Below are 20,957 nucleotides of genomic sequence, written 5' to 3'. Positions count from 1 at the left end.
AGGTTAGGGAGGGAAGTGAGACATGTCAACGCCAGAGAACGGGGGAGCGGTGTACCGGCGCTACCTCAGCGCCGTGATGCTGCACGGGCACGCCGGAGCGAAGGCCGTCGGCATGGGGGCGACCGACCTGTACGCGTTGAACGTCCTGGGGCTGGGCGGCTCGATGACCCCCGGCGAGCTCGGCCGCCGCACCGGCTTGACCACCGGGCCCACCACCCGGCTGATCGACCGACTGGAGCAGGCGGGGTACGTGCGCCGCGTCCCCGATCCGGACGACCGTCGCAAGATCATTGTCGAGCTTGTCGCCCGCCCCGGCGGCCTCGACGAAGTCCTGGCCCCGGCCCGCCAGAAGATCGGCGCGATCGTCCAGGGCTACTCACCCGAGCAGCAGGCCGTCCTCTTCGACTACTTCGCCCGCGCCGCCGACGCCTATCTGGACGCCACCACCGAACTCCACGACAAGCGGGCCTGAGGGCCGGCCGAAGGAGGCCAGGTCGAACACCGCGCTTCACCGAGGCCGCCCCCCGGCGCGGGTGGCGGCCTCGGCGACCGAGCGGCTCAGTTCGGACGGCGCGGGGCCCCGCACGCCCGGCTTCTCACAGCTCCGGGAGCTGGATCGCGTTCTTGACGCTGTCCAGCGGGCTTTCGCCCGACGGGTCCTGTTCCATGAGTTCGCGGTTCTGCTCGATCAGCGCCTGGTTGAGCTCCACGAACGGCCGCATCCGGGCCTCGTAGGCGGCGTACGCGGCTTCGTACCCGGACCCCGCCAGCTCGGCGGCCAGGACGTACGCGCCGATCAGCGCCAGACTGGTGCCCTGCCCGGACAGCGGTGAGGCGCAGTAGCCGGCGTCACCGAGCAGCGTCACCCGGCCGGCGGACCAGCGGTCCATGCTGACCTGGGCCATCGAGTCGAAGTAGAAGTCCGGCGCGGTCCACATCGCCTTGACCAGACGCGGCACCTCCCAGCGTGCGTGCGCGAGGCGCTCGGCCACGAGCCGCTTCTGCGCCTGGATGTCGCGGTGGTCGTACTCGACCGGGTCCTCGCTCCGGAATCCGATGTTGACGCGGAGTTCGGCGTTGCCGCGCACGGGATAGATGACGCCGCCCACCGTGCCGTCGTCGAACCAGGTCTGCCAGTCCTCCAGGCCCAGGTAGTTCTCCGTGGAGAAGATCGACACGTACGTCCCGAGGTGGCGGACGAAGTCGCGCTCCGGGCCGAAGGCGAGCCTGCGCACGTTCGAGTGCAGGCCGTCCGCGCCGACCACCAGGTCGAAGGTGCGCGGAGCCGAGCGCTCGAAGGTGACGTGCACGCCGTGCTCGTCCTGGACGAGCGAGGTGACGGAGTCCCCGAAGACGTACTCGACGTCCTGGTGCGTCCGGTCGTAGAGGAGGCCGGTGAGGTCGTCGCGGAGCACCTCCACGTCGTCGCTGTCGAGCCGGCCGCTGGAGAGCGCCACCTCCGTGGACCGCCACAGCTCGTTGCCGTCGCCGTCCAGCATGGACATGCCCTTCATGTGCGTACGGCGCCGCCGCAGGTCGGCGTGGACACCCAGGCGTTCGGCGACCGTGAGCGCGGCGCCGCGCACGTCGATCGCCTGCCCGCCGGGGCGCAGGGCGGGGGCACGTTCGACCACGGTGACGGTGAAGCCGTGCCGGCTGAGGAAGTACGCGAGCGCGGGTCCGGCGACGCTCGCGCCGGAGATCAGAATCGAAGTCACGAGTCCTTGGTATCCCCGCCTGCGCCGCAGCGCCCAACTGTGCTAGAACAGATCCAGCCGTCCCCTGCCTCTTCTGTACTAGGACAGATCGATGGAGTCCCCGTACCTGCGGATCGCGGCCGACCTCCGGCGGCGCATTCACTCAGGCGAACTCGCCCCCGGCGACAAAGTGCCCTCGACCCGCGCCGTCGCCCGTGACTTCAAGGTGGCGCTGGCCACCGCGGCGCGGGCGCTCGCCGTACTCAAGGAAGAGGGCCTCGTGGAGGCCAGACCGAGGTCGGCGACGGTGGTGGCCGCCACGTTGAGCCGGCCGCGACGGCGCACCGGACCGGTGGAGCTGACGCGTGAGGGGATCGTGCGCGAGGGGATCGCGATCGCGGACGCCGAAGGGTTGGGCGCGGTGACCATCCGGGCGGTGGCGGCGCGGCTCGGTGTCGCGGCTACGGCGGTCCACCGGCACGTGCGGGGCAGGGACGAGCTGGTCCGGAGCATGGCCGATCTCGCCTACGGTGAGTCGCGCTACCCGGCCGACACACTCAGCAGGCGCGAGCGGCTTGAGACGGTCGCGCGCACGTTGTGGCAGACCTATCGACGGCATCCGTGGCTGCCCCACCTGACTCCGCTCGACCGCCCCCTTCCACTGCCCGGGCTGCTCCGACACGGAGAGCAGCTGTTGCGCGCAGTGGACGGCCTCGGCCTCGCGTCCGAGACCATGCTCACGATCGAGGTCCTGATCTACGCCTACGTGCAGGGGTTCGCCGTGCACATCGAACGGGAGGCGCAGGCGATCTCGGCCACCGGGCTGTCCAGCGAGCAGTGGCTCGACAGTCAGGGAAGGGCGATGAGCGCCGTCGTCACCTCCGGCCGGTACCCCATGTTCACGAAGATGATCAGGGGACTCGGCGCGGAAGGCTACGACTTCGACCTCGACGAGCTCTTCGAGACCGGGCTCCAGGCGCTCCTCGACGGCCTGCGCGTCGAAGGTTCCCGGCAGACCACGTCCTGACGGGCCGGACGGCGGCGAGCGGTCAGAGCCTGCCGTTGCGGCGCAGGATGTCGACCGCCCGGACAGTGGTGTGGCCGCGCCAGTCCAGGGAGCCCGCCGGAGAGATCGTGGCGTAGTCGACGATCCAGCCGCCGTCGTCCTGCTGGAGGGTGGCCAGGCGATCGAGGTCCGCCGAGATCACCGCCGGGTCGAACAGATCACGCGCCGGCCGGTCGGGGTAGGGGGCGAAGTCGAGCGGCCGCACCATCTCCTGCTCCGTGCCGCCCTCGACGCGTACCCGTCCGTCGGCGGGGACGTACTTGCCCAGCCGTCGCAGCAGATCGGCCACCTCGGGGCGGGTGTCGTAGACGGCGTCCAGGAAGCGCACCGCGAAGAGCAGCACGTACGCCAAGGGGGCCCGGTCGATCGCCTCGATCGCGCGCAGGCAGTAGCGGGTGGCCCGCTCCAGCCAGGGATGCGCGGCCACGGCGGGGTCGTGGGCCGCGACGCGCCAGGCCGCGGCCGCGGTCACGGCGGTGGTCTGCAGCGCCGACACCGAGGGGTCGGCCTCCTTCCACCAGGGGGCCGTGCCCGCGGTGACGGTCAGGGGCAGCGCGAACGGCAGGCCCCCGTCGGGCAGGGAGACCGACTCCAGCCAGTCGCACAGTGCGGAGGCGTTCGGGGCGATGACCGGCGCGATGTCCTCGAACACCTCGAAGGCGTGCAGCGCGGCCCCGGGCTGGCTCTCCGGCGAGCGGAGATCGGGTTCCAGGCCCCAGCCGTATCCGCCGTCGGGGTTGCGGTAGCCGTCCAGGGCGGCCAGCGCGGCGGCGGGGTCCGTTCGGTTCAGCAACAGTTCGAAGCGGCGGCGGTCCAGGACGCGCGCGTGCGCGGCCATGAAGGCCTCCGCCGCGGAGAGGTCGACGTTCATGCATTCAGCTTGCCCCGGGGAGGAGGTCGAAGTCTTGAAGGAATCGGCCGCCGGGAGGGGCAGGCTCTTGTCGTGGAGTGGCGGTGCGCGGTTCTTCATAGGGCGTACCAGTGGTGGGGGATTCCGGGCGGCGTCGACGGCTGTGAGGATGTGACGAACCGGTTCAATACGGAGGATCTGCCATGACCCGTTTCGGTGCGATGTACGGTCCGGACGTCACCTTCCTCGGTGCGCCGCCCTGTGATCTGGAGAGCCCCTCTTCCTGGAGCGACGCCGAGGTCGTCATCCTGGGCGCCCCGTACGACGGAGGCACCTCCTACCGGCCGGGCGCCCGCTTCGGGCCCGGGGCCATCCGGCAGGCCTGCTACCTGGAGCACGACGGCAGCCGTCCGTCCCTGGCCCTGGGGGTCGACGGCCTGCTCGACCTGCGGGTCAGGGACGCCGGCGACGTCATGATGTTCAGCGGTGACGCGGAGAAGTCCCACGCGGCGTTGGAGCAGGCGGTCCACGCGGTCGCGGCGGCCGGGAAGATCCCGTTCGTGCTGGGCGGAGACCACTCGATCGCGCTGCCCGACGTCACCGGCGTCGCCCGGGCCGTCGGCTGGGGACGGGTGTCCGTTCTGCACTTCGACGCGCACGCCGACACCGGGGACAGCTCGTACGGCTCGCTCATCGGGCACGGCCAGCCGATGCGGCGGCTCATCGAATCGGGCGCGGCCCGTGGTGACCGGTTCCTGCAAATCGGTCTGCGCGGTTATTGGCCGGGCCCCGAGACCCTGCGCTGGATGGCCGACCAGGGGATGCGCTCGTACGAGATGACCGAGGTCGTGGAGCGCGGTCTGGACGTCTGCCTGACCGAGGCGTCGCGGATCGCCCTCGACGAGTGCGACGGTGTGTACCTTTCGGTGGACATCGACGTCGTCGATCCCGGAATGGCCCCCGGCACGGGGACCCCTGAGCCGGGCGGGCTGACCTCGCGTGCGCTGCTGGACGCGGTGCGCAGGCTGTCCTACGAACTGCCGATCGTCGGCGTGGAGGTGGTCGAGGTCGCGCCGGGTTACGATCACGCCGACGTGACGGCGATGCTCGGCAGCCGGGTGGTCCTGGAAGCGCTGTCGGGCATCGCCCGGCAGCGGGCCGAGAGGCGCGGGCGACTGGAGCCGTGGGATCGGAGCACGCCGCTCCTCAGCCGGTACGGCAGGGAGCGATGAGCGCGCCGCGCCGGTAAGGGGGTAGGCCGGGCGGCTTCAGGACGCGCGTTCCGCGACGAACACGAACTCGCGACCCGGCCGATCAGGGGCTTCTCGCACGTCCACCACCCGGTAGCCGCCTGCGGTCAGGCTCGTCTCCACCTCGTCGCGGTCGCGGAACCGGAGCGTCGAGTCCGAGGTGACGACGGCGTCGTCCGCCAGGAACCGGTAGGTGTAGCGGAAGGAGACGAACGGCAGGCTCACGTCGGTGACCTCGAGACGCTGCTCCACCGGTCCGATCCCCGGGACGTCGAGGGTGACCGGAGCGGTGTCGGCGGCCCAGTCCTCCCACGCCCGGCGTTCGGGACGCCTGGTCTCGAAGACGAGGTGACCACCCGGGCGCAGCGCGGTGTGGATGCCCTGGAGATTCCGTGCCCAGTCGTCGTCGCTGAGAAAGACCTGCGCCACGTTGCCGGTCATCACCGCGAGATCGGCGTCAAGGGCCGGAACGGTCGTGGCGTCGCCGTGAACCCAGGTGATCCTTCCGGTCGGATCCTTCGACCTCGCGACCTCGAGCGACGCCTCGGCCGGATCGACCCCCACGACCGTGCGGCCGCCGTCGGCGAGCAGGATGGCCAGGCATCCCGTCCCGCACCCGACATCGAGCACGCGCTCCGCGCCCAACTCGTCGGCGACGGCGAGGTAGGCCGCCAGATCGTCGCGGTCTCCGTCGAAAGCGTCGTACACGGGGGCGAGGCGGGAGTGGCTGAAGATCGCATCGGGCATCAGGCAACGATATTCACGCCCGAGCGCTCCGGCGACGGATTTTCGGTCCGCCGCCGGGCACTCGGCACCGCCGATCGACGGCCACCGGGTGGATTCACCTGGTCGTCGCATCACCTCGACGATGCGGGAGTGTGTCGCGGCCGAGCATTCGGGTCAGCGGCTCAGGAGCGTGCGAAGTTCGGCGGTGATCCGCGCGGGGGCCTCCTCGGCCATGAAGTGGCCGCAGGTGACGCAGGCGTGCCGCAGGTCCGCCGCCCAGGCGCTCCACAGGGCGGCCGCGTCGTAGCCGAGGGCGGCGCCCCAGTCCTGCTGCAGCACGGTGACCGGCATCCGCAGCCGGTTGCCGGCGTCCCGGTCGGCCTGGTCGTGCTCGACGTCGATCCCCGCCGAGGCGCGGTAGTCGGCCACGATCGAGGGCACCGCGTCGCGGCAGGCGTCCAGGTAGGCGGTGCGGACCTCGGCGGGGATCGCCTCGGGGTTCCGGGTCCAGATGCCGAGGAAGTAGTCGAAGAAGGCGTCCGCCTCTGCGGCGATCATCCGCTCGGGCAGGCCCGGGGGCTGAGCCATCAGGTAGAGGTGGAACCCGACGGCGGCGCTTCTGCCGCGCATCACGTCCCACATGTCCAGGGTCGGGAGCACGTCGAGGCAGGCCAGGTGAGTGATCGTCTCGGGGTGGTCGAGTCCGGCACGGAAGGCGACCAGGGCCCCGCGGTCGTGGCCGGCCAGCGCGAACCGGTCGTGCCCGAGCGCGTGGGCCAGGGCCACGATGTCCGCGGCCATGGTGCGCTTGGCGTAGGTCTCGGGGCCGGTTTCGGCCGGTTTGTCGCTCGCGCCGTAGCCGCGCAGGTCCGGGCAGATCACCGTGTGGTCGGCCGCGAGATCGGCGGCGACGTGCCGCCACATCAGGTGCGTCTGGGGGAAGCCGTGCAGCAGCACGATCGGGGTGCCGGAGCCGCCGACGGCCGCGCTGAGGGACACGCCCTCGGCGACCTGGACTCGCTGGTAATCGAAGCCGGGGATGGTCGGTGCCATGGGTTTCCGCTCCCAATCAGTCGTCGGGGACGCCCGCCGATCGGCGGACCCGTCGAGCATCCCGGGCGCGAATCAGCATCCGGTCAGCGCGTACCGTGGCGGCTGGCGGAGAGGGCAGGGAGGCGAGGATGGAGCGGGTCGCCTTCGGCGTGCTCGGGCCGGTCGTGGCCTGGGACGACGCCGGTGACGAGCTGGCGTTGAAGGGACCGCGGCACCGCGCGGTGCTGGCGCGGCTGATCGTGGCCCGCCGCCGTGTGGTCCCGGTCTCCCGCCTGGTGGCGGAGCTGTGGGACGAGCCGCCGGCGGGCGCCGTCGGGGCCGTGCAGACGTTCGTCGCCGCACTGCGCCGGGTCCTTGAGCCGGATCGCCCGCCACGGTCCCCGGCTCGTCTCCTGGTCACGGAGGGGTCCGGGTACGCCTTGCGCGCCGCGCCGGAGGCCGTGGACGCCTGGCGGTTCGAGGCTGCCGTCGGCGCCGCCGCGAAGCTTCCGGCCGGGCGGGCGCTGGCGCGACTCGACGAGGCGCTGGGGTGGTGGCGCGGCCCGGCCTACGCCGAGTTCGCCCAGGAGCGGTGGTCCCGCGGCGAGCGCTCCCGTCTGGCCGAACTGCGGCTGCAGGCGGTGGAGCGACAGGCCGAGGCCCGGATGGCCCTGGGGCCGGCGGCCGCGGCGGTGCCCGATCTGGACGCGCACCTGGCCGAGCACCCGTGGCGCGAGGACGCCTGGCGACTGCTGGCGCTCGCGCTGTACCAGGCGGGCCGCCAGGGGGACGCGCTGGCGGTGCTGCGCCGGGCCCGGGCGACCCTGGCCGACCATCTGGGGCTGGACCCGGGCCCGAAACTGCGCCGCCTGGAGGCGGAGATCCTGGCCCAGGACCCGCGCCTGGAGCCGCGAGACGGGCCGGAGACCGCGGCGGGCCGGCTGTGGGCGGAGGCGACCGCGGCCTACCAGCGCACGGCCACCGGCGCACGCGCCCGGATCGAGTCGGCGGTCGGCCTCCTGAGGAACCTCGCGGTGACCGGGGGCGGCGGCCTGGAGGCGGCCCGGGAGCACCGTCTGGCGGCCATCGCGGCGGCGGAGGAACTCGGCGATCCGGACCTGACCGCCCGAGTGATCGGCGCCTACGACGTCCCTGCGATCTGGACCCGCGGCGACGACCCGCAGCAGGCGGAGAGCATCGTCGCCGCCGCCGAGCGCGCCCTGGCCGCCCTGCCGCGCGCTCCTTCGTACGACGCCGCGCGGTGCCGTCTGCTGGCGACGATCGCGCTGGAGATGCGCGGCACCCGCTCCCCGCGTGGGCCGCAGGCCGCAGGAGAGGCCGAGGAGATCGCCCGCCGACTGGACGATCCCGCGCTGCTGGCGTTCGCCCTCAACGGCGTGTTCATGCAGTCCTGCACCCGGGCGGGCCTCGCGTCCCGGCGGGACGAGATCGGCGCGGAACTGGTCGCGTCGGCGGCCCGGCACGGTCTGGTGAACTTCGAGGTGCTCGGGCATCTGATCCGGCTGCAGGCACGCAGCGCGCTGGCCGACTTCCCGGCGGCCGACGAGCACGCCGCCACGGCGGACTCGCTGGCCGAGCGCCATGAACGGCCGCTGGTGGGCGTCTTCACCCAGTGGTACCGCGCGCTGCGGCTCGCCGCCTCCGGCCGGTTCGCGCAGGCCGAGGCCGCCTACCGGGAGGCCGTCGCGCGGCTGGAGGGGGCCGGCATGCCCGGCATGGAGCACGGTCTGGTCCCGCTCACCCGGCTGTGCCTGCGCCTCGCCGGCGGTCCCTCCTTCGTGCGGGAGGCGGCCGCGGCCGTCGACCCGGACGCGGACTGGGGCCCGTACCGTCCCTGGGCCGAGCCGTTCCTCCTGCTGCGCGCGGGCCGCCACGCCGAGGGCCGGGCGGCGCTGCGCGCCCTGCCGGAGCCGCCCGCGGACCTCATGTACGAGGCGCTGTGCTGCCTGCAGGCCGCGGCCGCCCTGGAGCTCCGGGACCAGGCCGTGCTGGAACAGGTACGCGCCCGTCTCCTGCCGGCGGCGGGTGAGCTGGCGGGTGCGGGCAGCGGCCTGATCACCCTCGGCCCCGTAGACCACTGGCTCGCCGCCCTCACCACCGCGCTCAACCCCTCAGCCTGCCCGCCCGCCGGGGAGAGGTAGCCGCTCTTGTCGAGGGGACCAAGATCCGGTGCCGGGCCTTGATGTCCTCCACACTGACAGCAGGCATGTAACACATGTTTCATCTGTCCATGCTGGAACAATCGATTTACGCGCTTGACGACCCCGACGCCCTGCGCGGGCTGGTCCGCGACCACGGCTGGGCGACGCTCGTGACCGTCTCGGGAGAGGGGGAGCCGCTGGTCACGCACGTGCCGGTGATCCCCGATCCGGAGAACCCCGGACCGGCCGTCGTCGGCCATCTCGCCCGTACGGACCCGGTCGTGCGGGGGCTGGGGGAGCGGCCGGTCGCGCTGGTGGTCCAGGGACCGCACGGGTACGTGTCGCCCTCCTTCTACGAGGCGGGACCGTACGTCCCGACCTGGAACCATGTCACCGTGCATCTGCACGGAACGCCGGAGGTGCTCGGTCCCGAGGAGACCTACGCGGTGCTCTCGGCCACCGTGGACCACTTCGAGTCCGCGCGTCCCGAGCCGTTCCGGCTGACGGACGTGGCCGGGTACTCCCGGCGGATCGCCCCCGGCACCACCGGCTTCCGATTGGTGCCCGCCAGGGTCGTGGGCAAGGCGAAGCTGAGCCAGGACAAGCCGGCGGAGGTCGTCGAGCGGGTGATCCGGGCCCTGGACGCCGATGCCGTCCACCGGAACCCGGCGCTCGCCGCCGCGATGCGCGCCGCGTTCGGCTGACGGAGCGCGCGGGGGGAGGGGAAGTCGGCGACGGGACGTGTAGGCTCCGGCGATCGGCTCCGAAGCGGCCCCCCGGGCGCTCCCGCCCGTGGGCCGCATGGGAGGGACGACCGGGCTTCGGGCACTTGCCAGGGTCGATATCGGTCCGCGCTAAATAGAGGGATTCACCCCCTGCGTTGAGGAAGGGGCGCTCGTGACCCGAATTGATCTGATCCCCGACGGCACCATGGCTCGCCCGTATCGTCCCCCGATCAGTCAGGTGCTGGAGACGCTCGGCCCACACGTGCTGTCGGCCGTTCACGTCCCCGACGCCGACCTGCCGATCGGCGAGCCGGTGGTGCACGATCCCGACGACCACCTCGAGGACCGCCCCGCGTGCGTGCTGCTCGCCGTCGGCGCGCGGCCGTCGGCCCCCGAGACGCGCGACCTCATTCGGCTGGCGGCGGCCTGCAATTACCACGCCGTCGTCGTCAAGGATCGGGGCGCGGAACTCGGAGAGCTCATCGAGGTCGCCCGCGAGGCGGGGGTGGCGCTCCTCGCCGCACCGGCCCGGATGCCCTGGCGCCAGCTCGACGCCCTGTTGACGACCGCCGTCTCCGGTCCGGGGACGACCACCGCGGCCTTCTCCTCCGTCGGCGTGGGGGACCTGTTCGCCCTGGCCAACGCCATCGCCACCACCGTCGGCGGCGCCACCTGCATCGAGGACGCCCAGGGGAACGTGCTCGCGTACTCCAACGTCCCCGGGCAGGAGATCGACGAGATACGTGCGCAGGGCATCCTCGGTCGCAAGACGCCGCAGCGGCCGACCAACAGGCTGGAGTACAGCCGCGTGTTCCGCGCCGACGGGCCGGTGCGCTTCCCCAGCCTCGGCCCGGGGCACATGCGACGGCTGGCCACGGCGGTGCGCGCCGGAGCCCAGCTCCTCGGCTTCATCTGGGTGCTGGACGGAACGTCCCCCGTCGTCCCCGAGGCCATGCGGTTGCTGGACGACGCGGGCCGGATCGCGGCGCCGCACCTGCTCCGCTCGCGCAACCCCGGCGACCCGCGGCGCTGGCAGCGCGCGGAGACGCTGCGCGCGCTGCTCGACGGCGACGTATCCGAGTCCGTCGCCGCCGCGCGGCTCGGCCTGCCCGCGGACACCCCCGTGGCCGTCATGGCGTTCGCGCCGACGAGACCGGCCCCGCGGCCGGGAGCCGCCGGGGTCGCCGCCACGACCGTCCTCGACCTGGTCACCCTCGCGTGCGAGGCGTGGCATCACGAGGCCGTCTGCACCACCGGCTGGAACGCGGTCTACGCCCTGATGCCGGTGCCGGAGGGCACGCCGTCCGCCCGGCTGGTCCGGTTCGCCACGGACACCGCCGCCTCGGTGCGCAACGCCGCCGCGATCACGCTGCACGTCGGCATCGGGCCGGTCGCGGCCAGGCTGGAGGGGGTCCCGGAGTCCCGCCGACTCGCCGACCGCGTCATCCGCGTGCTGGCCGAGACGGCGGGCGAGGCCATGCGCGTCGCCACGGACGAGCAGGTGCGCAGCAGGATCGCCCTGCTCGACCTCGTCGAGAGGGGTGACACGGCGGCCGACCGGCTGCTCGAACCGGTCCGGCGGATGCTGGAGTACGACGCGGCGCACTCGAGCACGCACGCCGTGACGCTGCTGGCGTACCTGGACGCGTTCGGCGAGGCGGCCAGGGCCGCGGCCCAGCTCTCCGTCCACGAGAACACGCTGCGCTACCGCATCCGCCGTCTGCAGGAGCTGTTCGGAGTGGATCTCGCCGATCCGACGGAGCGGCTCGTGATCTGGCTCCAGCTCCGGCTGCTCCACCTGCGTGACGAGTTCTCGTCGGCGACCACAAGATCGCCGGGGTGATACGTCCGGTTTCAACGATGAGCCATCGTGGAGGCAGCGCCTACCGTCTCCCGCATGTCATCTCCTTCGACGCATCCCGCATCCCCGGACGTCCCTTCGACCGCCTCCTCCGCGCCCGACGGAGGGCCGGGCCTGGTGCTGCGCAACGCCAGAGTCGGGCTCGACGGTCCTCTGCGACACATCGTGATCACCGGCGGGCGGGTGGCCGCCGTGCGCGAGGAGCCGCCGGGCGCGACCGAGATCCGCGACATCGCGTCCGCCGTAGCCGTCGAGGAGGTCGACCTCGACGGGGCGACCGTCCTTCCGGGCCTGTGGGACGCGCATGTGCACTCCGTGCAGTGGGCGCAGGCCCGGCGCCGGATCGACCTCAGCGGTGCGCGTTCCGCGCGCGAGGCCGCCGAGCTGGTCCTGCCGCACCTGCCGCCGTCCGGGCAGGCCGCCGAGGTGATCACCGGGTACGGCTTCCGCGACGCGCTCTGGCCGGACGAGCCGCACAGGTCGCTGCTCCCTGAGGACCATCCGGTGGTGCTGATCAGCAACGATCTGCACATGGCGTGGCTCAGCGGCGCCGCGCTCGCCCTCATCGGCCGGGGCGACCATCCGACCGGGGTGCTGCGTGAGGCGGAGTGCGCCAACGCGATGATCGCGCTACCGCCGCCCCCTCCTGAGCTGCTGGACCGGTGGGTGGCCGAGGCGACCACCGCCGCCGCCGCGGTCGGCGTCACCGGCATGCTCGACTTCGAGATGGCCGACAACGTGACGGACTGGCTGCGGCGGGTTCAGCGGCAGACGGTCGACATGCGCGTCGTCTGCTCCATCCCCCGCGCCGCGCTCGACGAGGCGATCGCCCGCGGTCTGCGCACCGGCGACACGGTGCCGGGCTCCGGGGGGCTGATCGAGGTCGGCCCGGTCAAGATGTTCGTCGACGGCTCGCTGAACACCCGCACCGCGTACTGCGACGATCCGTACCCGGGCACGGGCGACCGCGGGCGGCTGGAGACGCCGCCGGACGAGCTGGCCGCGACGATGGCGCGCGCCGCCCGCCACGGGCTGCACCCCGCGGTGCACGCCATCGGCGACTTCGCCTCCGCGATCGCGCTCGACGCCTTCGAGAGCGTCGGCTGCCCGGGCCGCATCGAGCACGCGCAGCTCGTACGCGCGGAGGACTTCGCCAGGTTCGCCCGGCCCGGCCTGGTCGCCGGCGTGCAGCCCGCGCACGCCCCGGACGACCGCGAGGTCGCCGACACGCACTGGTGCGGCCGGACCTCCAGGGCGTTCGCGTACGCCGACCTGCTCGCGGCGGGGGCGACCCTGGAGATCGGCTCGGACGCCCCGGTGTCGCCGCTCGACCCGTGGGACGGCATCGCGTCGGCGGTCGCGCGTACCGACGACGAGCGTCCGCCGTGGCATCCCGAGCAGGCCATCTCGCTCCGGGACGCGCTGGCCGCCGCCTCCCGGGGGCGCTCCTCGGTGCGGGAGGGGGATCCGGCCGACCTGATGATCCTGGAACGCGACCCGTCGCTCCTCACGCCCGGGGAGCTGCGCCGCCCCGGCGTCCTCGGCACGCTTCTGGGCGGCCGGTGGACGCACCGCCGCTCCCTGTGAGATCTCCGGTGCGCCCTCGCCGCCGCCCGCCCCCGGGCCGGCGGCGGGGCGCGCACCGCGCGGACGCTCCGGGGTGTCCGACCCGCCATTCCACTGGCATTTACAAAACGTACAAGCCATTGACCAAGAGTCCAAGGCTCGGATAGCGTCAGCGCCCAAGGCTCCCGACGGGATCGCGGCGAGCCGTCTGAAGCGCCCAGGAGGTCGGCATGGAAGTCGGATATCTCGCGCTGCCCGAGCCGTTGACGCCGTTCGCGCGCTACGTGCCGTGCCGGTGGAGCGGTGATGAGGTGCACGTTTCGGGGCAGGTCGCGGCGCGGGAGGGAGAGTTCCCGCTGCGCGGCCGGGTGGGCGCGGAGCTCACGCCGGAGCAGGGGAGGGCGGCCGCGCGGCAGTGCGCGCTCAACGTCCTCGCCGCGCTCAAGCGTGAGCTGAACGACCTGTCCAGGATCCGCGCGCTCGTCAAGGTGACGGTGTTCGTGGCGACCGGTCCGGACTTCCTGGACCACCATCTGGTCGCCGACGGCGCCTCGGAGGTGTTCGTCGAGGCGCTCGGCGACGTCGGCGAGCACGCGCGTTCCGCGGTCGGCGTCGCCCGGCTGCCGATGGACTCCCCTGTGGAGATCGAGGCCACGGCCCTGGTCGGCTGACATCCGGCGCCGCAGAGGAGGAACGATGGACGCCACCCCCACGCAGCTGATCGTCGTCAACGGCCGTCTGTTCCGACCCGGGGCCTCCACCGGCCCCCGTCCCGAGGAGGGGCCCACCGCCGTGGTGATCGAGGACGGCAGGATCGCCGCCCTCGTCTCCGACGCCGAGGCGCTACGGCTCCGCCACCCGCGCGCCGAGGTGATCGACGCCGCGGGCGGGCTGGTCCTCCCGGGGTTCGACGACGCGCACATCCACGTGATCCCCGGCGGCCAGTGGAGCGGCCTCCTCGCGCTGCGCGAGGCGGTGACGGTCCCGGAGCTCCAGTCGCTCGTGGCCGAGTACGCCGCGGCCCACCCCGAGCTGCCGTGGATCTGGGGCGGAGGGTGGCATTACGCCGCCTGGGGCGACGCCGGGCCCGCCAAGGAGCAGCTCGACGCGGTCGTCCCCGATCGTCCCGCCATGATGGTCTGCATGGACGGCCACAGTTACTGGGTCAACTCGGCCGCCCTGCGGGCCGCGGGCATCGACCGCGACACCCCCGACCCTCCCAACGGCGTGATCGTGCGCGACCCGGCCACCGGCGAGCCCACCGGCTGGCTGAAGGAGCGGGCGGGCCAGCTCATCTACCGGGTGATGCCCGACCCGACCCACCAGGACCTCAAGGACGCGCTGCTGCGGGCCGTGCGGGCGCTGAACGCGTCCGGGTTCACCGCCGTCCAGGACGCCCGGACCGATCCGGTGGAGGTGCCGGTGTGGCGGGAGGCGCTGGCCGAGGGCCGCCTCACGCTGCGGTCCAGGATCGCCCTGCCCATGGCGCCCGAGCAGTCGCTCGCCGAATGGCGCACGACGCTCGACGAGCACGAGGAACTGGTGGCGCCGCTCCGCGGCGGCGACTGGCTGACCAGCGGGATCGTCAAGGGCTTCGTCGACGGTGTGATCGAGAGCCGGACGGCCGCGATGCTGGCGCCGTACGAAGGCGAGGAGAGCGCCGGGGTACCCGCCTTCGAACCGGAACAGCTCACCGCGTTCACGGTGGAGGCGCACCGCCGCGGCTGGCAGGTGCAACTGCACGCCATCGGCGACCGCGGCGTCCGGATGGCCCTGGACGCCTTCGAGGCGGCGGGACGGCGGCGGCACCGTGTCGAGCACGCCGAGATCGTCCATCCGGAGGACGTCAAGCGCTTCGCGGCGCTGGACGTCGTGGCGAGCATGCAGCCCGCGCACGCCTTCTCCGCTCCGGACCGGGCGCACGACTGGCACGACGTGGTCGGACCGGGCCGCGCGGCCGCGAACTGGCCGATGTCCGCGATCCACGAGTCGGGAGGCGTCATCGCCCTCGGCTCCGACTGGCCCGTCGTGGACTTCGACCCGTTCGCGACGCTGCACGCCGCGACCTCCGCGGACCACGCGCTCACCCTGCCGCAGGCGCTCTCCGCGTACGGGCACGGCTCGGCCTACGCGGCGCACGCCGAGCACCGGCGGGGCAGCGTCGCCGTCGGGATGGACGCGGACCTCGTCGTGCTCGACCGGGATCCGCTGGAGACCGGGGACGTGCGGGGGACCGGGGTCACGGCGACGATCGCCGGCGGCCTCGTGGTCCACCGCGCCCCTTGATTCACCTCTGTCGGGGGCCGTCCGAACGTACGTGCCCCTCGCCGAGGCCTTCCGCCACATCAAGTCTGAGGAGTGCGCATGGAGTACGACATCCTGCTGCGCGGCGGCCGGGTGATCGATCCGGCCGCCGGTGTCGACGAGGTCGCCGACGTGGCGGTGGCCGGGGGAAAGGTGGAGGCGGTCGGTCCAGAGCTGACGGGACGCGCCGCCACCGTCATCGACGTCGCCGGCCACTACGTCGTCCCCGGCCTGGTGGACCTGCACGTCCACATCCCCGAGCACTCGGGCGGCGGGGCCGGGCACGCCATGCTGGCCCGCGCCGGTGTGACGACCGCGCTCGACCTGTCCGGCCCGGTCACGGGCGTCCTGACCGCGGCGGCCAGGTCGGGCGCCGGGCTGCACATCGCGGCGGTCGAGGCGTTCCGCCCGGGGCAGCACCTTCCGGCGCGACCGACCCGGGCCGAGATCCGGCGGGCGATCGAGCGGGTGCTGGCCGCGGGCGGCATCGGGGTGAAGCTGCACGTCGACAAGGGCTGGGAACCCGAGCCGACCGGCATGATCATCGAGGAGTGCAACCGCGCGGGCGTCTGGATCGCGAGCCACTGCGGCACCACCGCGACCGCGAGCGACATCGTGGGCCTGCGCGAGACCCTGGAGCTCGCCGGCGACAACCGGTTGCACGTCGCCCACGTCAACAGCTACTGCCGCGGTGACGTCGAGGACGCGGGGGCCGAGGCGTACACCGCCGTCGAGCTGCTCCGCAAGTCGCCGCACGTGTTCGCCGAGTCGTACCTGGCCGAGATCAACGGTTCCAACGGCACCTGCGTGGACGGCCTGCCCAAGAACAAGCGGGTGCGCGCCTGGCTGGAGGGGGCCGGATATCCCGGCACCGAGGACGGCCTGCGCCGTGCGATCCGCGAGGGCTGGGCCTGCGTCACCCGGATGGAGCCGGACAACGTGATCCTGCTCTCGGGAGACGAGGGGGTCGCCCTCTGGGAGGAGGCGGAGACGCGCGTGCCCATCTGCCTGCCCGTCAACCCGGCCATCTCCCGCCTCGTGCTCGGCTCCTCCAGGAGGGCCGACGGCGCCTTCGACGTGCACGCGCTGGCCACTGACGGGGGCGCGTTCCCCCGCAACGTCACGGTGTCGGCCGGTCTGTCCATGGTCGAGTGGGGCCTGCTCACGCTCTCCGAGTTCGTCACCAAGGCGTCCTGGACCCCGGCGCGGATCCTCGGACTGCCCGGCAAGGGACGGCTGGCGGACGCCGACATCGCGGTGATCGACCCGGCGAGCCGCACCGTCACGACCACGATCAGCGCCGGCCGGCTGGTCTGGCACCGCGGCGCCGTCCTCGGCCGCGGCACCCGCTTCCTGAGCACGGAACACGGGGCCGCCGCGGCCGTCGAGGTGTGCGGGGTCCACGAGCCCGTCGATCCGGCGGGCAGCGGTTTCTACACCGGCGACGGCCTGGCCGCCTGAGAGCGCCGGAAGGGACCTGAGAGTGACAGAAAGGGAACGCCTCGCATGACGACCGTCTCCGTACCGACCGCCTCCGACCTGACCGCCTCCGACCTGCTCGCCTCGCTCGCCGAGATCACCGAGAAGCACCGCCTCGACATGGGGGTGCCGGGTGTCGCGCTCGGCGTGGCCGCCGGCGGCGAGGTCGCCTCGACCGGGCTCGGGGTGACCGATGTGGCCGACCCGCGTCCGGTCACGACGGACACGCTGTTCCGCCTGTGCTCCATCACCAAGATCTTCGCCGCCACCCTCGCCATGACCCTCGTGGACGAGGGCGTGCTCGACCTCGACGTGCCGGTGGTCGCCTACTATCCGGAGCTGGCGCTCGCCGACGCGGACGCCCGGGCATCGCTCACCATGCGCCACCTGCTCACCCATGCGAGCGGCCTCGAAAGCGAGCTGCGCGGTGACCTGGAGAGCTTCGGGCGGAACGCCGACGCCCTCGACCGCGTCGTGTCGGGGTACGGCTCGCTCCGCCAGTTCGCCCCGGCAGGCGAGATCTGGGGGTACTGCAACACGGGCTACTGGCTGGCCGGAGCCGTGCTGGCGCGGCTCGCGGGCACGTCGTTCGAAGAGGCGACGCGCCTGCGCGTGCTGGAGCCGCTCGGCATGACGGGAAGCTGCTTCCTGGCCGAGGACGCCGTGCTCCGCCGCGTCGCGCTGCCGCACCGCCGCGTCTCGGCCGGCTCGCCGGAGCACGTCCCCATCCCGTCCTTCGCCTTCCCGCGGGCGCGCGTGCCCTCGGGCGGGGTGATCGCGGGCGTGGACGACCTGCTCAGGTTCGCCGGCCTGCACCTCGGGACCGGCCCCGCCGTCCTGTCGGAGGCCGCCCGTACGGCGATGCGCGAACCCCTGATCCCGGGCGACAACGCGGGCGACCACCAGGGCCTCGGCTGGATGACCTCCACTCCGGGCGGCACCCCGACGGTCGAGCACAGCGGCTCCTACAAGGGGTACTGCACCCGGCTCACGCTCCTGCCGGACCTGGGGGTCGCCGTGGCCGTGCTCACCAACAGCGACGACGGCGGCCGGCTCTGCCGTGCCGTCAAGGAGGCCGCGCTGGAGCGGCTGACCGGCTGGCGGCCCGCCGAGGTGGAGTACGTCGACCTCGGTCCCGATCTGCTGGCGGGGTACGCGGGCGACTACGCGATCCCGGGCGTGGACCGGGTCCGGGTGTCCCCGCATGAGGGCGGGCTGCGCCTGGAGCTGATCAACGGCGCGGCGCCGGCGAAGGAGTCGATCTGCCGGGCCACGTCGGAGACGGAGTTCGAGATCGTCCGGGGGCCGCACCTCGGATCGCGGCTCGTCTTCTTCCCCGGGTCCTCCGTGATCAGGCTGGCGCTCCGGCTGGGGGGCAGGCTCTCGTGACGCCTCCGCACTCCCCGGGCGGGCCGGGGTTCGGCGCCCGGCCCGATCCCGCGCTCGCCGCCATGTTCGCCGAGGTCAGGACGCCGGCTCTGGTCGTCGACGAGGCGGCTGTGGACGCGAATCTCCGGCTCACGCTGAAGCTCGTCGGCTCTCCGGACCGTTGGCGGGCGCACGTGAAGACGGCCAAGGCGCGCTGGGCCATGGAGCGGCTCGTCGCGCACGGGGTGACCAAGTTCAAGGCGTCCACCACGGCCGAGCTGGCCACATTGCTCTCGCTCGGCGTGGCCGACGTGCTCCTCGCCTATCCGGCGGTCGGGCCCACCCAGTGGCGCGCGGCGCGGCTCGCCTCGGCGCACCCGTCCGCGGCGGTCTCCGTGCTGGTGGACAGCGTGGCGGCGATCGGCACGTGGCGGCCGGGCCCGGTCGGGGCGTTCATCGACGTGGACACCGGAATGGGCCGTACCGGCGTTCCCGTGGACGATCACACGGTCGCCCTCGGCGTGGCCGACGAGCTGGCACGGCGGGGCGTCCCGCTGCGCGGCCTGCACGGTTACGACGGGCACCTCGCTGACCTGAGCCCGTCCGAGCGGGAGCGGCGGGCGGCCGACGGCCTGGCCGCGATGACGGACCTGGCGGAGACGCTGGAGGCGGCAGGGCACGCGGTCGGAGAACTGGTGGCCGGCGGAAGTCACACGTTCCGGGAGATCCTGGCCACGCCCACGCCGTGGCTGGACCGGGTGACCGTGGGCGCCGGCACGGTCGTCTACAACGACGCCCGCAGCCTGGCCAGGTTCGGCGACGTCGGGTTCACGGCGGCGGCGGCCGTGCTCACCCGCGTGGTGAGCCGTCCCGCCCCGGGACGGGTCACCGTCGACGCGGGGCTCACCGCGATCCAGGTGGACGCCGGGCGACCGCACGCGCAGAGCTCGGGCCTGGAGGCGGTCTCGGCCGCGCAGGAACACCTCGTGCTGTCGTGCGTCCCGGGCGCCGAACCCGAGGTCGGCGAGCTGGTCACGCTGGTGCCGCGCCACGTGGACACGGCCGTCAGCCAGTTCGGCGAGATGCACGTCATAGGCGTGGACGGCCGGGTCAGGGTCGAGCCGGTCACCGCGCGCCACCACGAGCCCACGACCGGCGGGGGAGAGTGAGTGCCTTCCTCCGGCCGCCGGCTCACCGGTCCACGGACTCCTCCTTGAGCCGGGTGATGTAGTTGTAGACCGACTGGCGTGACATCCCGAGCCGCTCCGCGACCATGGGGACGGCCCGGCGCAACTGGAACAGCCCCCGCTGGTCGAGCTGGCGGAACACCTCCGTCCGCTCGGCCACGGTCAGCCGGGTGAGCGGGTGCCCCAGGGCCTCCTCCACCTCGGCGAGCACCCCGTCCACGACCGACTCGATGTCGGTGCCGAACATGGAGGCAGGGGATTCTGCCGGGTCGAGATCCCCCGCCAGCTCGGTGAGGAGCCGGCCGGCCACCCGCATCTCGGTGACGTCCAGGTTGACGCAGACGGCGCCCACCACGTGCCCCTGGGATGTGCGCAGCAGGACGGTCGATGATTTGATCACGCGGCCGTCGGGCAGCCGCGTCACGTAGTTGAGGTCGTCCTTGGCGTCGTCGCCCTGCCGCAGCATGCTGAGGCCGATCTGGCTCATGGCCGACCCCACCTTGCGGCCGGTGACATCACCGGCGACGGCGATGACCGAGTGCTCCACGCGCCGGTAGTCGTGGAGGACGACCTCGCACTTACGGCCGAACGTGGCCTGGATTCCGTCGACGACCGGGCGCATGGCGGCGAACAGCGCGTCGGCTTCCGACGACGGGTCGACGGCCGAAGATTTCTGGCTGATCGGATTGTCCTTTCTCGCGAAATATCTCCGGACGGGCTGTGCGGGCCCGGCAACAGGAATTTTACGATTAGTCGAACCCATTGACAACAGGTCCAAATTCAGCCTAATTTGCGGGCTACCAACCGAAACCCCCCACCTCGCGCGAGCTGTCTTACCTCGTCAGCCCCCTGACGGCGGCCGGCGATGAGAAAGGCGGAATTATGTCGAGTCCACTGGTCGCCGAACGGCTCAGCGTCGGTCATGACGGCCGCACCGTCGTGGCCGATGTGAACTTCACCCTCCCCGCGAGCACGGTCACCGTACTCGTCGGTCCCAACGGCTGCGGAAAGTCCACCATGTTGCGTACGCTCGCGGGCCTGCAGCGGCCGACCGGCGGGCAGGTCCGCGTCCTGGGCGACCCGCTCGACAAGCTGAGCAGAAGAGAGCTGTCCCGGCGCCTGGCCTTCCTGCCGCAGACCCCGCTGGTCCCTGCCGGAATCACCGTCCGAGAGCTGGCCAGGAACGGCCGTTACGCGCACCGCGGCGCTTTCTCGCGGCACACCGCCGAGGATCTGGAGGCGGTCGAGTGGGCGCTGCGCGTGACCAACGCGCTCCCCCTCGCCGACAAGCGGATGAACGAGTTGTCAGGCGGCGAGCGGCAGCGCGCCTGGCTCGCCGCGGTGCTCGCGCAGAAGGCGGACATCCTTCTGCTCGACGAGCCCACCACCTACCTCGACCTCCGCTACCAGATCGAGGTGCTGGAGGTGGTGCGGACCCTCGCCCACGAGTACGGCATGGCATGCGGCCTCGTCCTCCACGACCTGGGGCAGGCCTCCTCGTACGGAGACCGGGTGATGCTGACCGCCGGAGGCGAGATCCTCGGCCACGGCGAACCGGCCGAGGTGCTCACCTCCGGCAGTATCGCCCGCGCCTTCGGGCTCGACGTCAAGGTCGTGCACGATCCCGAGACCGGTGGGATCGCCTGCTTCCCCCGTACCTCGCCCAACTGACCCCGCAGCCGAC

General features: G+C 72.8%; 17 protein-coding genes and 1 pseudogene. 13 read left to right on the top strand and 5 right to left on the bottom strand.

Annotated elements, in window-relative coordinates:
* The first annotated feature begins 22 nt into the window (after nucleotides 1–22).
* The gene (locus AWQ68_RS17995; protein WP_066941836.1) at nucleotides 23–472 is read left to right on the top strand and encodes a MarR family winged helix-turn-helix transcriptional regulator; all 450 of its coding nucleotides are present in this window, start codon (nucleotides 23–25) and stop codon (nucleotides 470–472) included.
* Between the two features lie 124 nt (nucleotides 473–596).
* Here the strand turns inward: AWQ68_RS17995 and AWQ68_RS17990 are convergent, their stop codons facing one another.
* Nucleotides 597–1,718: an FAD-dependent monooxygenase gene (locus AWQ68_RS17990; RefSeq protein ID WP_066941835.1), complete on the bottom strand. Its 1,122-nt coding sequence runs from the start codon at nucleotides 1,716–1,718 to the stop codon at nucleotides 597–599.
* Nucleotides 1,719–1,809: 91 nt separating this feature from the next.
* Between AWQ68_RS17990 and AWQ68_RS17985 the strand changes: the two genes are divergently transcribed.
* Complete coding sequence (locus AWQ68_RS17985; protein ID WP_066941833.1) at nucleotides 1,810–2,724, top strand: TetR/AcrR family transcriptional regulator C-terminal domain-containing protein; 915 nt, start codon at nucleotides 1,810–1,812, stop codon at nucleotides 2,722–2,724.
* 22 nt (nucleotides 2,725–2,746) lie between these two features.
* Here AWQ68_RS17985 and AWQ68_RS17980 read toward each other — a convergent pair whose 3' ends face one another.
* On the bottom strand, nucleotides 2,747–3,634 hold the full coding sequence (locus tag AWQ68_RS17980) for a hypothetical protein (RefSeq protein ID WP_066941831.1): 888 nt from the start codon (nucleotides 3,632–3,634) through the stop codon (nucleotides 2,747–2,749).
* A gap of 182 nt (nucleotides 3,635–3,816) precedes the next feature.
* Here AWQ68_RS17980 and speB point away from each other — a divergent pair, with 182 nt between their 5' ends.
* The gene (speB, locus tag AWQ68_RS17975) at nucleotides 3,817–4,845 is read left to right on the top strand and encodes an agmatinase (RefSeq protein WP_066941829.1); all 1,029 of its coding nucleotides are present in this window, start codon (nucleotides 3,817–3,819) and stop codon (nucleotides 4,843–4,845) included.
* Between the two features lie 36 nt (nucleotides 4,846–4,881).
* On the opposite strand, the gene AWQ68_RS17970 is transcribed toward speB, so the two are convergent.
* Both AWQ68_RS17970 and AWQ68_RS17965 read right to left on the bottom strand, forming a co-directional pair.
* On the bottom strand, nucleotides 4,882–5,610 hold the full coding sequence (locus AWQ68_RS17970) for a class I SAM-dependent methyltransferase (RefSeq protein WP_066941826.1): 729 nt from the start codon (nucleotides 5,608–5,610) through the stop codon (nucleotides 4,882–4,884).
* A gap of 153 nt (nucleotides 5,611–5,763) precedes the next feature.
* Nucleotides 5,764–6,642, bottom strand: coding sequence for an alpha/beta fold hydrolase (locus AWQ68_RS17965; RefSeq protein WP_066941824.1), 879 nt, complete (start codon nucleotides 6,640–6,642; stop codon nucleotides 5,764–5,766).
* Between the two features lie 128 nt (nucleotides 6,643–6,770).
* Here AWQ68_RS17965 and AWQ68_RS17960 point away from each other — a divergent pair, with 128 nt between their 5' ends.
* From AWQ68_RS17960 to AWQ68_RS17920, 9 genes are all read left to right on the top strand, one after another.
* A complete protein-coding gene (locus AWQ68_RS17960) occupies nucleotides 6,771–8,783 on the top strand; it encodes an AfsR/SARP family transcriptional regulator (protein ID WP_066941822.1) in 2,013 nt (670 codons plus the stop codon).
* Nucleotides 8,784–8,872: 89 nt separating this feature from the next.
* Nucleotides 8,873–9,487, top strand: a complete 615-nt coding sequence (locus AWQ68_RS17955) for an FMN-binding negative transcriptional regulator (protein ID WP_066942138.1) — start codon at nucleotides 8,873–8,875, stop codon at nucleotides 9,485–9,487.
* A 193-nt stretch (nucleotides 9,488–9,680) separates the two neighbouring features.
* Entirely contained in the window at nucleotides 9,681–11,351 is a 1,671-nt protein-coding gene (locus AWQ68_RS17950) for a PucR family transcriptional regulator (protein WP_084464132.1), read from the top strand.
* A gap of 54 nt (nucleotides 11,352–11,405) precedes the next feature.
* Nucleotides 11,406–12,956 (top strand): amidohydrolase, encoded by a 1,551-nt coding sequence (locus AWQ68_RS17945; protein WP_084464131.1) that lies wholly within the window; start codon nucleotides 11,406–11,408, stop codon nucleotides 12,954–12,956.
* Between the two features lie 209 nt (nucleotides 12,957–13,165).
* Entirely contained in the window at nucleotides 13,166–13,606 is a 441-nt protein-coding gene (locus AWQ68_RS17940) for a RidA family protein (RefSeq protein WP_066941820.1), read from the top strand.
* 25 nt (nucleotides 13,607–13,631) lie between these two features.
* Nucleotides 13,632–15,221 (top strand): amidohydrolase, encoded by a 1,590-nt coding sequence (locus AWQ68_RS17935; RefSeq protein WP_066941818.1) that lies wholly within the window; start codon nucleotides 13,632–13,634, stop codon nucleotides 15,219–15,221.
* 78 nt (nucleotides 15,222–15,299) lie between these two features.
* On the top strand, nucleotides 15,300–16,700 hold the full coding sequence (locus AWQ68_RS17930) for an amidohydrolase family protein (protein ID WP_066941816.1): 1,401 nt from the start codon (nucleotides 15,300–15,302) through the stop codon (nucleotides 16,698–16,700).
* Between the two features lie 45 nt (nucleotides 16,701–16,745).
* A complete protein-coding gene (locus tag AWQ68_RS17925; RefSeq protein WP_066941814.1) occupies nucleotides 16,746–18,107 on the top strand; it encodes a serine hydrolase domain-containing protein in 1,362 nt (453 codons plus the stop codon).
* Nucleotides 18,104–19,255 carry an alanine racemase gene (locus AWQ68_RS17920; RefSeq protein ID WP_066941812.1) on the top strand — a complete coding sequence of 384 codons (1,152 nt, stop codon included), beginning with the start codon at nucleotides 18,104–18,106 and terminating at the stop codon, nucleotides 19,253–19,255. The genes AWQ68_RS17925 and AWQ68_RS17920 overlap by 4 nt, the downstream gene beginning before the upstream one ends.
* Before the next feature lie 22 nt (nucleotides 19,256–19,277).
* On the opposite strand, the gene AWQ68_RS17915 is transcribed toward AWQ68_RS17920, so the two are convergent.
* Entirely contained in the window at nucleotides 19,278–20,036 is a 759-nt protein-coding gene (locus AWQ68_RS17915; protein ID WP_084464130.1) for a PAS domain-containing protein, read from the bottom strand.
* Between the two features lie 119 nt (nucleotides 20,037–20,155).
* Here AWQ68_RS17915 and AWQ68_RS17910 point away from each other — a divergent pair.
* Nucleotides 20,156–20,677: pseudogene (locus AWQ68_RS17910) on the top strand (ABC transporter ATP-binding protein); the annotation flags it as partial.
* Between the last annotated feature and the right edge of the window lie 280 nt (nucleotides 20,678–20,957).

This window comes from Microtetraspora fusca, from assembly GCF_001570365.1.
Lineage (GTDB): Bacteria > Actinomycetota > Actinomycetes > Streptosporangiales > Streptosporangiaceae > Microtetraspora > Microtetraspora fusca.
This window is presented reverse-complemented; position numbering and strand designations above follow the sequence as displayed.